This is a genomic window from Microvirga arvi, assembly GCF_016892765.1.
GTDB lineage: Bacteria > Pseudomonadota > Alphaproteobacteria > Rhizobiales > Beijerinckiaceae > Microvirga > Microvirga arvi.
In genome coordinates this window covers 76,733-90,945 of record NZ_JAFEMD010000006.1, presented here as the reverse complement: position 1 = coordinate 90,945, position 14,213 = coordinate 76,733, and the positions used below count along the sequence as shown (strand labels likewise).

Here is a 14,213-nt window from a genome sequence, read left to right as displayed (position 1 = left end):
GGACGCGTCTGCCCTGCATGACGTCAACGCCAAGCTTGGCCTCCGGTTTCCTTTTACTCTCCGGGCGAGGTTTCGCCCTGCCTGGTCCTGGCGAGCTTGCGCCGCAGGGCGAGCTTGCGGCGTCTCAGGCGCACGCGCCGCTTGAGACGGAAGGCGCGGATGAGGAGTGCGAGGCCGAGCCAGACCAGGACGATGACCACCGGAGAGATGACGAGGACCGGGAAGTACGTGACCAGCGCTGCCAGCGCCAGAAGCGTGAAGCCGATGATGGCGACGCTGCTGGCTTCCGTTGCCGTGAGCGAGCGCGATCCTGAGCCGACCGCCTTGCCCACCGTGCTCGAGAGAGCCAGGGCACCGGCAGCGAGCCTTCGGACGCCACCCCTCGTGTAGCGGTGTCCCCGGCGGGAGCGCATGTTCCTCGCCTGCCGGCGGCGGGACTGCCAGCCGGGAACGATCTCCGTGGCATTGGCGAGATCCTCCAGATACATCGCCTCCATGGCCTCGGCGAAGCCCGCATCCTCGACTACGACGTCGAGCTCCCAGTTGGTCGCCCAGCTCGCCAGGTTGAGGTTGGTGGAGCCGACCCGCGCCCAGCGTCCGTCCGCGACGGCGGTCTTGGCGTGGAGCATCGTGCCGTTCCACTCGAACACGCGGACCCCGGCCTCGATCAGCGAGCGATAGCCCGCCCGCACCACCGGCTGCAACGCCAACACGTCGCTCGATCCGGGCACGAGGAGGCGTACATCCACGCCGTCCCGGGCAGCCTCCCCAAGGGCCTGCACATAAGAGGTGGTGGCGACGAAATAGGCGTCGGTGAGCCAGAGATTACGCTGCGCGGTCGCCGCGATGAACTGATCGACCCGGTAGGTGCGGAACATGCCCGGCTCGCCGCTGATGACCCGAGCTGCGATGGAGCCCGCATGCGGGATCAGGTCGGCATGGGACAGCTCCGATTTCGGGATCGCCTTCATGCCGGCGAGGCTCCAGCTCTCGGCGAAGGCGGCGTCGAGGTCCGCGACCAGCGGGCCTTCGACGGAGAGGCCCGTGTCGCGCCAGGGCTCAAGGCCACCCTTGCCGACCCAGTTGTCGGAGATGCAGAGCCCCGAGACGAAGCCGATGCGCCCGTCGACGGTGATCAGCTTGCGGTGGTTGCGACGGATCCAGAACGGGTCTGTCAGCCGGGGAGGGTTGAAGACCTTCGTCTCAACGCCCGCTTCGCGCAGCCGCCGCCAGTAATGGGGCAGGGCACGCATGGAGGAGCCGAGCCAGTCGTAGAGCACCCGAACCCGCACGCCGGCCTGCGCACGCTCGATCAGGGCGTCGGCGAATTCGCGTCCGGTCTCGTCGTCGGCGATGATGAAGTTCTCGAAATGAACCACCGTTTGAGCCGAGCGGATCGCCGTCAGCCAGGCCGGGTAGTTCTCGCGCGAGTCCCTCAGCAGGGCCATGGCGTTGCCGTGACGCAGATCGCTGTCGGCAATGCGTGCGAAAGCCCGCTCCAGACGGAGGTCGTCGAGAGCTTTGCGATAGGGCTGTCCGAGGCTTCCGGGCGGGGTCGTCACGATGTTCATGACCTCTCAACGCTTGAGACGGGCAATCGGCAGCAGCTCAGCTTGGTTCCGGTTCCCAAACGGCATGGATCCTAGGATCACCGGAAGTTCATTTACGGTCGATTAACCCTGACGCCAACTTCCACAACTTGGCCGTAATTCACCTTAATCCCAGGTCTCTCCTCTCGGTTGACGGAACTCTCCCTTAACCATCCTCCCGATATGAAAGACACAACGTTCGGCAAACGTATGTGTAAGGAGTATTGCCCATGATGACGCTGCGCGCCGTCAAATTCGCCGCTGCCCTCGTCCTCGCCCTCGGGGCGGCGGCGTGTTCGTCCAACAAAGATGAGATGGCCGGCGGGGCCGGCGGCTTCGGCGCCGGTGGTGCTGCCACCCCCGGCAGCGCCCAGGACTTCGTCGTCAATGTGGGCGACCGCGTGTTCTTCGAGACCGACTCCACGGACCTGACCCCCACCGCCGTCGCGACCCTGGACAAGCAGGCCCAGTGGCTGCAGCGCTATCCGCAATACACCTTCCTTCTCGAAGGTCATGCGGACGAGCGCGGCACCCGCGAGTACAACTTCTCGCTCTCCGCCCGCCGGTCCCAGGTCGTCCGCGACTACCTGATCTCCCGCGGCATTCCGGGCAACCGCTTCCGCACCGTGTCCTACGGCAAGGAGCGTCCGGTGGCGGTCTGCAACGACATCTCCTGCTGGTCGCAGAACCGCCGCGCGGTGACGGTGCTCGGCGGCGCTGCCGGGGCATAAAGCCTCATCGGGCTCAAGTCCTGTGAAATCGCAAAGCGCCGCCACATTCTCGCCGTGGCGGCGCTTTTGTGTTATCGGCCCCTCATTCGAGGATCTCACGGTATCCAGCATGTTACGACGTTTGTTTGTCTTTTTCGCCTTTGCCCTGGCTGCCACGTCGGCTCTCCCTGCCGCCGCGCAGGATGCGGCCGACGCGATCGTGCGCCTGAACCGGCTCGAGAGCCAGTTCCGGCAGCTGTCGGGGCAGATGGAGCAGCTCCAGTACGAGAACCGCCAGCTGAAGGACCAGCTGCGCAAGTTCCAGGAGGACGTGGAGTTCCGCTTCCAGGAGGGGCGTGGCGGCAGCGGCTCCAGGCCCGCTCCTGCACCGTCCACCGCAGCGCCCTCGCGTCCGGCCCAGCCACCCGCACAACCGACGCCGGCTCAGCCCCAGCGCCGCAGCGACGTGTTCGATCCGTCTGAGACGCCGGGTGCTCCCGGCGCGCCCCGGCCGCTCGGCTCCACGCCGCCATCGGCACCGCTGGCCGATGCGAGCCGGCCGATGCCGCTTCCGGGCGGGCAGCTGGCCGGAATCGGCGAGCTGATCGAGCAGGACGATGCCGAGGGCGCTCCGCTCGACTATGGCGAAAGCGGCCGGGCAGCAGCCATGCCCCAGGGCGCCATCGTCGAGCGCCCCGGCCCGAGCGTGGCGGCGACCAGCGTCGGCAGCCCGCGCTCGGACTTCGACTCGGCTTATGCCTCCTTCACGCAGAAGCAGTACGATCAGGCCGAAATGGGCTTTCGCCGCTTCCTGCAGTCCAACCCGCGCGACAAGCTCGTGCCGGAAGCCACGTTCTGGCTCGGCGAGACCTATCTCCAGCGCAGCCGCTATCGCGAGGCCGCGGAGCAGTTTTTGAACGTCTCCGCCGAGCATCCCGATGCGGCCAAGGCGCCCGACGCCCTGCTGCGGCTCGGCATCTCCCTGAACGGACTGGGCGCCAAGGATCGTGCCTGCGCCGTCTTCGCCGAGCTCGACCGCAAGTATCCGCAGGCGTCGGCCCCCGTCCGTCAGTCCTCCGAGCGCGAGCAGAAGCGGATCAAGTGCAGCTGATCCGCTGAGCTTTAAGGCCCGCTGCCGTGGCCCCGTCCTCGCCCCCCGATGATCCGCTCTCGAATGAGGGGCTCGATTGTCTTTTTTCCCCGCTGAACCAAGCCTCGGGTATTCTCGCCGCCGTGTCGGGCGGGCCGGACTCGATCGCCTTGATGCATTGTCTCGCCCGCTGGGCTTCGACAGGGCGGCATCCTCCCATCTTCGTCGCGACGATCGATCACGGCCTGCGGCCTGAGGCCGCCGATGAGGCTGCCTTCGTGGCAGCCGAGGCGTCTGCCTTGAACCTGCCGCACCGGACGCTCCCCTGGACTGGGGAAAAACCGAAGGCGGGGATCCAGGAAGCTGCCCGCGAGGCACGCTACCGCCTCCTCGTCGCCCACGCCCGCGAGGCCGGAGCCTCCCATCTCGTCACGGCCCATACCCTGAACGACCAGGCCGAGACGGTGCTGATGCGCCTCTCGCGGGGCTCGGGCCTGTCGGGCCTTTCCGGCATGCGCCGCGAAACGGACAGGCAGGGGATCCGCCACGTGCGGCCGCTGCTCGATCTGCCGAAGTCGCTTCTTGTCGAAAGCTGCAGGGTGCGGGGCTGGCGCTTCGTCGTCGATCCCTCGAACGCGGACGAGCGCTATGCCCGCGTCCGCTGGCGCAGGCTCATGCCTCTCCTCGCCGAGGAAGGGCTCACCGCCGGGCGACTGGCCCGTCTTGCGGAGAGGGCCGCGCAGGCCGATGAGGCCCTCGCCATCAAGGCCAGGGAAGCTCTGGCCCGCGGCGAGCCGCATCTTGAGCGCGAGGGCCTGTCGTTCCAGGCTGCGATCCTTGCGGAGGAGCCTTTCGAGATCGCCCTGCGGGTGCTGGAGCAGGCCCTGTACCAGGTTGGCCTTGGGCTGGAGAACATCCGTCTTCACCGCCTGGAAGCCTGCGTAGAGCGCCTGCGGCAGGCCGCCGGAGCAGGGGAGGCGTTGAGTCTCACCATTGCCGGCGCCCTCGTACGCCTCGACCGGTCGGGACGGGTGTCCGTCGGGCCGGAACCGCCACGCCGACGCGGCCGTTAGCCTAATCTCGCAGCTAAGGCTATCGGATGATGCCGCACGGGCGCCGCATTCCCTTGGCAAGGCGAGACGGTGTGCCTACATTGAGTTTAGCCGCGCGGGGAGATCTCCTCACGCTTCATCTCCCTCTGGGGCAGAACCTGATCAGATGAATTCAAATTTCCGCAACTTCGCCCTGTGGGTGGTTATCTTCCTCCTGGTGCTGGCGCTCGTGACCCTTTTCCAGAGCCCTGGCCAGAGGGGTGGAGGCAGCGATATCGCCTACAGCCAGCTCCTCAGCGAGGCGGATGCGGGCCGCATCACCAGCGTCGTCATCTCCGGTCCGGAGATCAGCGGCACCTATACGGACGGCCGCACCTTCACGACCTACTCGCCGAGCGACCCGATGCTGGTCACGAAGCTGCAGCAGAAGGGCGTGCAGATCACAGCCCGTCCGCAGTCGGATTCGACTCCCTGGTTCATCGCGGTTCTCATGAACATCCTTCCCATCGCGCTCTTCATCGGCGCCTGGGTGTTTCTGTCGCGGCAGATGCAGAGCGGCGCCGGCCGGGCCATGGGCTTCGGCAAGTCGAAGGCGAAGCTTCTCACCGAAGCGCATGGCCGCGTCACGTTTGACGATGTCGCCGGCATCGACGAGGCCAAGGAAGATCTGCAGGAGGTCGTGGAGTTCCTGCGCGATCCCCAAAAATTCCAGCGACTCGGCGGCCGCATTCCCCGCGGCGTGCTGCTCGTCGGCCCTCCCGGCACCGGCAAGACCCTGACCGCCCGTGCGGTGGCAGGCGAGGCCAATGTGCCCTTCTTCACCATCTCGGGCTCCGACTTCGTCGAGATGTTCGTGGGCGTCGGCGCCTCCCGTGTGCGCGATATGTTCGAGCAGGCGAAGAAGAACGCCCCCTGCATCATCTTCATCGACGAGATCGACGCGGTCGGCCGTCATCGCGGCGCCGGCCTCGGCGGCGGCAACGACGAACGCGAGCAGACCCTCAACCAGCTGCTCGTCGAGATGGACGGCTTCGAGGCCAACGAGGGCGTGATCATCATCGCTGCCACCAACCGTCCCGACGTGCTCGATCCGGCGCTCCTGCGTCCGGGCCGCTTCGACCGCCAGATCGTGGTGCCCAACCCCGACGTGGTCGGCCGCGAGAAGATCCTGCGCGTTCACGTGCGCAAGGTGCCGCTGGCTCCCGACGTGGACCTGAAGGTCATCGCCCGCGGCACCCCCGGCTTCTCGGGCGCCGACCTGATGAACCTCGTCAACGAGGCGGCGCTGCTCGCGGCGCGGCGCGGCAAGCGCATCGTGACGATGAAAGAGTTCGAGGACGCCAAGGACAAGGTGATGATGGGCGCCGAGCGCCGCACCCTGGTCATGACCGACGACGAGAAGCGCCTGACCGCCTATCACGAGGCCGGCCACGCGGTGGTGGCGCTCAACGTCCCGGCCACCGATCCGGTCCACAAGGCCACGATCATTCCGCGCGGCCGGGCGCTGGGCATGGTCATGCAGCTGCCGGAGCGGGACAAGCTGTCCATGAGCTACGAGCAGATGACCTCGCGGCTCGCTATCATGATGGGCGGGCGCATCGCCGAGGAGATGATTTTCGGCAAGGACAAGGTCACCTCCGGTGCCCAGTCGGACATCGAGCAGGCCACGCGCCTGGCCCGCATGATGGTCACCAAGTGGGGCTTCTCGCCCGAACTCGGCACCGTGGCCTATGGCGACAACAATGACGAGGTGTTCCTCGGCATGCAGATGGGCCGGCAGCAGAACGTGTCCGAGGCGACCGCCCAGAAGATCGATTCGGAAGTCCGGCGCCTCGTGGAGGGCGGCCTCAACGACGCCCGCCGCATTCTCACCGAGAAGGAGCACGAGCTCGAGGCGCTGGCCCGCGGCCTTCTGGAATACGAGACCCTCACAGGTGAGGAGATCCGCAACCTCCTCGACGGCCAGCCCCCGGTTCGCGATACCGGCGATCCCGTCACCCCGAACCGCGGCTCGGCTGTCCCGACCACGCGCCCGGGCCGTCCGCGGGAGACCGACGGGGGCATGGAGCCCCAGCCGCAGGCTTAAAACGTCAGTATTTGTGAAATTCAAGAACGCCCGCTTTCCCAGCGGGCGTTCTTTTTTGTTTACCTCAAAGTACTAATACTACACATGAACTAGGCGTAAGGGTTGTAACAATCGCTTATCACTTGTGATGCGCGGATCGGCCTCCATGCCTTGACCGAAGTGGGGGAGGTTGCTTTGAAAAAGCAAAGGCGCGGATCGGCGCATCGGAATGCGGAGACAAAGCACGTGCGGAAATACTTTGGGACCGATGGCATTCGCGGCCGCGCCAACGGGATCATCACGCCGGACCTCGCCCTGCGGGTGGGGCAGGCGGCCGGGCTCATGTTCCAGCAGCGCGGCGATTACCGCCACCGGGTGGTCATCGGCAAGGACACGCGGCTGTCCGGCTATATGATCGAATCCGCGCTCCAGGCGGGCTTCACCTCGGTCGGCATGGACGTGCTGCTGCTCGGCCCGATCCCGACCCCGGCGGTCGCCATGCTCACCCGCTCCATGCGCTGCGACCTCGGCGTGATGATTTCCGCCTCTCACAACCCTTATGAGGACAACGGCATCAAGCTGTTCGGCCCCGACGGATTCAAGCTCAGCGACGACATGGAGCTTCAGATCGAGGCCCTGATCGATTCCGACCTGACGCGGCGTCTGGCCGATTCCGCCACGCTCGGCCGCGCCAAGCGCATCGAGAGCGTCCAGGCGCGCTATATCGAGTTCGCCAAGCGCACCCTGCCGCGTCAGATCGACCTGGAGGGCATGCGTGTCGTGATCGATTGCGCCAACGGCGCCGGCTACAAGGTGGCGCCCGAAGCCCTGTGGGAGCTCGGCGCCGAGGTCGTCTCGATCGGCGTGGAGCCCAACGGCTTCAACATCAACCACGATGTCGGCTCCACCGCGCCCGACGCCCTGATCCACAAGGTGCGGGAGCTGCGGGCCGACGTGGGCATCGCCCTCGACGGCGATGCGGACCGCGTCCTGATCGTCGACGAGAAGGGCCACAAGGTCGATGGCGATCAGCTCATGGCCGTTGTCGCCCGCTCCTGGAAGGAGGACGGCCGCCTGTCTCAGCCCGGGGTCGTCGCCACGATCATGTCGAATCTCGGCCTGGAGCGTTTCTTGGGCGGCATGGGTCTCGGCCTCGTGCGCACCGCGGTCGGCGACCGCTACGTGCTCGAGCACATGCGGGCCAACGGCTTCAACCTCGGCGGCGAGCAGTCCGGCCATATCATCATGTCCGACTACACCACCACCGGCGACGGCCTGATTGCAGCCCTCCAGCTTCTCGCGGTGGTGAAGAGCCTCGGGAAATCGGTCTCCGAGGTCTGCCACTGCTTCGATCCCCTGCCGCAGGTGCTCAAGAACGTGCGCTACAAGGCCGGCAAGCCCCTGCAGGAAGCCTCGGTCATCAAGGCCATCGAGGCCGGCCGCGAAACCCTCGGCAATGCGGGACGCCTCGTGATCCGCCCCTCCGGCACGGAGCCCGTCATCCGCGTGATGGGCGAGGGCGACAACGAGGATCTGGTCAATCGCGTCGTGGACGACGTGGTGGCCGCCGTGACGCAGGCGGCTTCGAAGGTGGCTGCTTAAGACACGACGATTCTATCTACTTCAAACGAAAGCCCCGGCGAGATGATCGCCGGGCTTTTTGTTTCGCACATCTCCCTCTCCCGGATGGGAGAGGGGAAACGCATTCTGCCTCTCGCCCATTCACTCCGCCGCCTGGGCCGGAGGAACCTCCTTCGTGCGCGACGGCAGGTCCTCGCCATGGGCGCGCAGGCCCGTCTGCGCGCGGAGCCTGTCGATCATCTCGCCCACGTAGGTGGCGGGCTTGGTGAAGCCTCCGATCAGCAGGTAGATCGAGGGGACCACCAGCATGGTGAGCATGGTCGACACCGTCACGCCGCCGACGATCACCGAGCCGATGGCGTTGCGCGCCTCGGCGCCCGCGCCGGTCGACCAGGCGAGCGGAACGGCGCCGCCGATCATGGCGATCGAGGTCATCAGGATCGGCCGCAGGCGCATCACGGAGGCTTCGACCACCGCGTCCCGCACCGAGTAGCCGCGTTCGCGCAGCTGGTTCGAGAACTCGACGATCAGGATGCCGTTCTTCGTCATCAGGCCGATGAGCAGGATCATGCCGATCTGGCTGTAGATGTTGAGCGTCTGTCCGGTGACGAACAGGGCCAGCAGGCCACCTGTGACTGCGAGCGGCACCGTGAGCATGATGATGAACGGGTTGATCCAGCTCTCGAACTGCGCCGCCAGCACCAGGAACACCACGAGCAGCGCCATGGCGAAGGTCACGTAGATCGCGCCGGTCGAGTCGAGGAAGTCTTTCGATTGCCCATTATAGCCGATGCGCACCTCCGCCGGCAGGTTGTCGCGCACGATCTGCTGGAGGATCTCCAGGCCTTCGCCGATGGAGACGCCCGGCGCCAGCGAGGACTGGATCGTGATCGACCGCAGGCGGTCGAACCGGTTCAGGGCCTGAGGAGCCGCCGATTCCGTCAGGGTCACGAAGGAGGAGAGAGGCACCAGTTCGCCGTTGGCGGCGCGGATGAAGGTGTTGGTGAGGTCGTTCGGCGTCGCGCGGTCCTGGGCGCGGGCGCGCATGATCACCGGATATTCGTCGCCGCGGCTGACGAAGGTCGAGACCTCGGTCTCGCCGAACATCAGCTGGAGCGTGCGACCGATATCCTCCACCGAGACGCCGAGATCGGCGGCGCGCTGGCGATCGATCTGCACCCGGATGTCCGGCTGCGACTCGCGGTAGTTCGAATCCATGTTGACGAACTTGCCCGTCTCCTGGGCCTTCTGCATGACGGTGTCGCGCCAGCCGCGGATCGTGTCGTAATCGGGGCCGCCGAGCACGAACTGGATCGGCTGGCCGAAGCCGCCGGCGCCGCCGAAGGCCGGCGGATTGACCACGGATACGCGCGCGCCGGGGAAGTTCGACACCTTCGGCGTCAGCTGGCGAACGATGTCCTGCTGGTTCTGGGTCCTCTCCTCCCAGGGGACGAGGCGCACGATCACGATGCCCTCGTTGACTGGGGAGGGACGGGCAAAGCCGGGGGCCACCTGGCTCAGCATGGAGGAGACAAGGCCCTGCTCCTGCAGGGGCATGATGGCCCGCTCGACCTCCTTCACCCGATCGCGGGTGTAGTCGAGGCTCGCGCCTTCCGGCGCCTGGAGACGGACGATGATGGCGCCCCGGTCCTCCTGCGGCGCGAACTCTTTCGGCAGGGACTGGAACAGTCCATAGGCCGAGAGCGACACCAGGAAGCCGATGAAGAGAATGACGACCGGGATCCTCAAGGCACGCGATAGGAGCCAGCGGTAGCCCTTGTTCATGCCCTCGAAGAGCGGCTCCGTCATGCGCTGGATCCGGCCGTGAGCCGGGACCATCAGCTTGGAGCAGAGCATCGGGGTGAGCGTGCGCGCCACTACGCCCGAGAAGAAGATTGAAGCCGCGAGGGTGATGCCGAATTCGCGGAAGAGCTTGCCGGTATTGCCGGTCATGAAGGCAAGCGGCACGAAGACCGCCATGAGCGTGGCGGTGGTGGCGATCACCGCGAAGCCGATCTCGCGGGCGCCGTCGAAGGAGGCAAGCAGCGGCGGCTGCCCTTCCTCGATGCGCCGGTGCACGTTCTCGATCTCCACGATGGCATCGTCCACCACGATGCCGATGGCAAGCACGATGGCGAGCAGGGTCAGCACGTTGATGGACGCGCCGAAGAAGGCCATCACCATGAAGGCCGCGATGATCGAGACCGGAATCGCCACCATGGCCACGATGGTCGAGCGCCAGTCGCGCAGGAAGACCAGGATCACCAGGATGACGAGCGCGACACCTTCCACGAGCGTGCGCAGCACGCCTTCGATGGAGGCGCGGATGAACTGGCTCTCATCATAGGACACTTCCGCCGTGGTGCCGGGCGGCAGGGAATTCTTGAGCTCCTCGAGTTCGTTGCGCACCCCGTCGACGACCGAGAGGGTGTTGGCGGTCGACTGGCGTACGACGCCCATGCCGATGGCGGTTTCACCCGATTGGTAGAATTCGAAGCGCGTGTCCTCCGGGCCCACCTCGACCTGAGCGACCTCGCCGAGCCGGACCAGATAACCGCTCTTGTTGGTGACGATCACCTGCGCGAATTCCTCGGGCGTCGCAAGCCGGGAATCGGTCTTGACGGTGAACTCGCGCTGGCTGGACTCGATCCGGCCGCCGGGCAGTTCGACGTTCTGGCGCTTGATGGCCGTCTCGAGGTCCTGCACGGTCAGGCCGCGGGCGGCGAGCGCCGGCCGGTCGACCCAGATGCGCATGGCAAAGCGCCGCTCACCGCTCAAGTTCACGTTGGCGACGCCGGGCACGGTGGACAGGCGGTCCACATAGACGCGCTTGAGGAAGTCGCTGAGCTCGAGGGCATCGAGGGTCGTGGAGGTGACGCCGATCCACAGGATGGCTGAGGCGTTCGCATCGACTTTTCGCACCACCGGCGTATCGGCGCCGTCCGGCAGGCGGCCGGTGATGCGGGAGACGGCGTCGCGCACGTCCGAGGTCGCAGCTTCCGGCTCGCGGGACACCTCGAACTCGATCGAGACCGACGAGCGGTCGTTCTGGCTCTGAGAGGTGATCTGGCGAATGCCTTCGATGCCGGCGATTGCGCCCTCCACGATCTCCGTCACCCGGCTTTCGATGACCTCGTTCGAGGCGCCGCGATAGACGGTGGAAACCGAGACGACGGGCCGGTCGACCTGCGGGTACTCGCGAACCGGCAGGTTCATGAGCGCTGCAAGGCCGCCCACGATCAGCAGCAGGCTGACGACGACGGCGAAGACGGGGCGGCGGATGAAGAGGTCTGAAACCTGCATGACGGTTCGGCTCTGGTCCTGTCGGTCAAATGAAAACCTCCCGCCAGGGCGGGAGAGAAAACTACTTGCGCTCGGCAGCCTGCGCGCTGCCGATGGCCTGCGGCACGTTCAGGGAGGAGCGGGAGGGCTGCTCCCGATTGGCTGCGGGAACAGGGGCGGCAGGGGCGCCGGATCCCGCTGGGCGGGCGATGACCTCGGCGCCGGGCCGCACGCGCTGGACGCCGAGCACCACGATGGTCTCGCCGGCCTTCAGGCCTTCCAGCACCTCCACCTTGCCGCCCTGGCGCTGGCCGATGGTGATGACGCGGCGTTCCACCTTGCTGTCCTTCACCGGATAGACGATGTGGCGCAGGCCTTCGCTGACGACGGCCTCCTCCGGCACCACGACGGCGTCGTCCTTGGTGGAAACCTCCAGGGCCACGGACAGGAACATGCCGGGCTTCAAGGCTTCATCCTGGTTTTCGAACTCAGCCGTCAGGCGCGCCGTGCGGGTCGTCTGATCGACGCGTGTATCGATGGTCGCAACGGTGCCCTTGAAGGTGCGGCCGCGATAGGCCGCAGAGACGGCGTTGACCGTCTGGCCCGGCTTGAGGCGGCCCAGCAGGTTTTCCGGCACGGCAAAGTCGAGACGCACCTTGGACAGGTCGTCGAGGGACGTGATGCGGGTGCCCGGAGCCACATAGGCGCCGAGCGACACGGAACGGGTGCCGACGCGGCCGGCGAAGGGCGCACGGATCGTCAGTTCCTCGAGCCGGGCCTCGGCGGCCTTGCGCTGGGCCTGGGCGGAAGCGATCGAGCCTTCGAGCGATTTCATCTGGGCCGTCAGATCCTCGACCTGGGCGCCAGTGCCGGCGCCGGTCCGGCTCAGGGCCTGGGCGCGCTCGAGCTTGATCGCGATCTCGTTCCGGAGCGCGGTCGCGCGGTTGGCCTCGGCGACGGCCTGCTCGATGGCGGCGCGGCGCTCGGCGGCATCGAACTGGACCAGCGTGTCGCCGGCCTTGACCTTCTGGCCTTCCTCGAAGCCGATCTCGCCGATGATCCCTGCCACCTTGGCGGTCACCATGATCGATTCAAAGGCACGCACGGTGCCCACCGACTCCCGCACCTCGACGATGCGCCCGGTCTTGACCGTATCGACGTCGACGGCCGCCGGACCCGCAGGGCCGCCACGGCCGCCGGGACCCCCAGGACCTCTTGGAGCGCCGGCCTGCTGACCGGAAGGCTGGCTCACATAGGCGCCGATCACGGGCACATTGGCCAAGTGGCCGCCCTTATAGGCGTACCAGCCGCCAAAGCCTGCTGCCCCCAGCACGGCGATGACAGCGAGTTGACCGGACACACGCATGCTTGCTCCTTAACACATCAGTCTTTGTCGTTTGGAATACAGGAACTTGTCCTAGCACAGTATATGCCAATTACCTCGAAGAGGTCCCTGTGAACACGATGTTTTGTATTACGATTTCGTAATCTGTCCCTCCCTCTAAAAAGGGAGGTTCCTTTGTGAAGCCTCAACCCACGGCAAGCTTGACAATGTTCTCTTTTTGTTCTAGGAAAACATCCATATTTTGATGGATTGTTTTATGGGATTGTCAATTTCGCAGGAGCGGGAATGGAGGGCAGTTCGCCAAGCCTTAGCCCGCGCTCAATTCGAGCTCCGGCATCTGCGCCTCTCCCTCAGCCTCAAACGTTTCAATCCAAGCCAGCCGCGCGTGCCGGCAGGACATTCCGATGGCGGACAATGGACGGATGGTGGAGGGGGCGGGCATCCGCGCGCCACCTTCGTGTCGGCGCGATCTCGCGGGGGCGGCACACGCAACATTGGTGGACGGAACTACGCGACCACGCCCGCCCAGGAGGTCCGTCTCGACGTCGCAGCGGCACGGGCGCGTGCTTTGACGCGGGAGGTGCAGCGGCACGATCCGAACTGGCGCCCGACACCGAGCATGTATGAAGGCGTGGAAGGCGCGATCCTGGCCAGCGAGTCGCAGGCATTGCAGGCTGCAGCTCGGTTGCGGGAGTTGCAGAGGCGGGAGCCGGTTAGCGGTCCGATGGAGGAGATCTTCCAGCCGAATGGGCAGCATGTCGGTATCCGGCACAGAGGCACAGATGAACGGACGCGTACGGTGACACCTTCCGAATTCAACAACCTGCTTGAGTCCCTAACACCGGGCTCACAGATTGTTCAGTCCCCTCTAGGATATCGCGGTTTCTGGTATCGGCGCCCAGATGGATCAATTTTTGGCGTCAGGCGAAGTGAACGAAATGGAGTCACGGTTGATGTCATTCAAAATAATCATCCTGACATTCGTAACGGATACAAGGTACATCAGAAATGAGTATGGAACCTAGACATCTGCGATATGACTACCCTATGAGCGAATGGATCAAAATGGTGGCCAACGAATTGCCGGACGATGCTGTCGGCATGTGGCAGATCGTTCCCGGTGGGCGCCATGGCTTCGGTCTGGAGGGCGATGCGCTGACCGACTGCGTCCGCCGCTGCATCGCCGAGCTTCTGTCGCGTGGTGCCGTTCCGGTCGTCGGCGGTGGACTCGAGGGCGAGCACGACTGGATCGCGCAGCCGCAATACGGCTCGGAGCCGGGCGAGATCATAGAGAACGTGGTGCGCGAATGGCTTGCCAACGGCGGCAAGGACGAGGATCCCGGCGGGCTTTGGTTTGCCTTGCGGGAGTATACCTGGTTCCCTCCGGGCTCCTGAGCGGCAGTCCCCGGCCAGGTGAGCGGCGAATCCTGTTGACCGTCGCCCGGGGCTCCGGCATACCGGTCGGCGGGACACCTCTCCCCACCGAGAGGCGCCCATCT

10 protein-coding genes are annotated in these 14,213 nt (G+C 65.8%); 7 read left to right on the top strand and 3 right to left on the bottom strand.

Going from position 1 to position 14,213, the window contains the following annotated elements:
* Positions 1-53: 53 nt before the first annotated feature.
* Positions 54-1,571 (bottom strand): phospholipase D-like domain-containing protein, encoded by a 1,518-nt coding sequence (locus tag ILT44_RS05565; protein WP_204238580.1) that lies wholly within the window; start codon positions 1,569-1,571, stop codon positions 54-56.
* Positions 1,572-1,819: 248 nt separating this feature from the next.
* On the opposite strand from ILT44_RS05565, the gene pal reads away from it, so the two are divergent.
* The 5 genes from pal to glmM all read left to right on the top strand — a co-directional run bounded on the left by pal (position 1,820) and on the right by glmM (position 8,108).
* Entirely contained in the window at positions 1,820-2,320 is a 501-nt protein-coding gene (gene pal, locus ILT44_RS05560) for a peptidoglycan-associated lipoprotein Pal (protein ID WP_204238579.1), read from the top strand.
* Positions 2,321-2,429: 109 nt separating this feature from the next.
* Positions 2,430-3,410, top strand: coding sequence for a tol-pal system protein YbgF (gene ybgF / locus ILT44_RS05555; RefSeq protein WP_204238578.1), 981 nt, complete (start codon positions 2,430-2,432; stop codon positions 3,408-3,410).
* Positions 3,411-3,436: 26 nt separating this feature from the next.
* Positions 3,437-4,462, top strand: a complete 1,026-nt coding sequence (gene tilS / locus ILT44_RS05550; protein WP_204238577.1) for a tRNA lysidine(34) synthetase TilS — start codon at positions 3,437-3,439, stop codon at positions 4,460-4,462.
* A gap of 145 nt (positions 4,463-4,607) precedes the next feature.
* Entirely contained in the window at positions 4,608-6,527 is a 1,920-nt protein-coding gene (gene ftsH / locus ILT44_RS05545; protein ID WP_204238576.1) for an ATP-dependent zinc metalloprotease FtsH, read from the top strand.
* Positions 6,528-6,752: 225 nt separating this feature from the next.
* Positions 6,753-8,108 carry a phosphoglucosamine mutase gene (gene glmM, locus ILT44_RS05540; protein ID WP_204238575.1) on the top strand — a complete coding sequence of 452 codons (1,356 nt, stop codon included), beginning with the start codon at positions 6,753-6,755 and terminating at the stop codon, positions 8,106-8,108.
* Positions 8,109-8,228: 120 nt separating this feature from the next.
* On the opposite strand, the gene ILT44_RS05535 is transcribed toward glmM, so the two are convergent.
* Both ILT44_RS05535 and ILT44_RS05530 read right to left on the bottom strand, forming a co-directional pair.
* Positions 8,229-11,390 carry an efflux RND transporter permease subunit gene (locus tag ILT44_RS05535; protein WP_204238574.1) on the bottom strand — a complete coding sequence of 1,054 codons (3,162 nt, stop codon included), beginning with the start codon at positions 11,388-11,390 and terminating at the stop codon, positions 8,229-8,231.
* A gap of 61 nt (positions 11,391-11,451) precedes the next feature.
* Entirely contained in the window at positions 11,452-12,735 is a 1,284-nt protein-coding gene (locus ILT44_RS05530) for an efflux RND transporter periplasmic adaptor subunit (RefSeq protein ID WP_204238573.1), read from the bottom strand.
* A gap of 235 nt (positions 12,736-12,970) precedes the next feature.
* Between ILT44_RS05530 and ILT44_RS05525 the strand changes: the two genes are divergently transcribed.
* Together ILT44_RS05525 and ILT44_RS05520 are read left to right on the top strand one after the other, a co-directional pair.
* A complete protein-coding gene (locus tag ILT44_RS05525; RefSeq protein WP_204238572.1) occupies positions 12,971-13,726 on the top strand; it encodes a hypothetical protein in 756 nt (251 codons plus the stop codon).
* 35 nt (positions 13,727-13,761) lie between these two features.
* Positions 13,762-14,109, top strand: coding sequence for a hypothetical protein (locus tag ILT44_RS05520; RefSeq protein WP_204238571.1), 348 nt, complete (start codon positions 13,762-13,764; stop codon positions 14,107-14,109).
* The last annotated feature ends 104 nt before the right edge of the window (positions 14,110-14,213 follow it).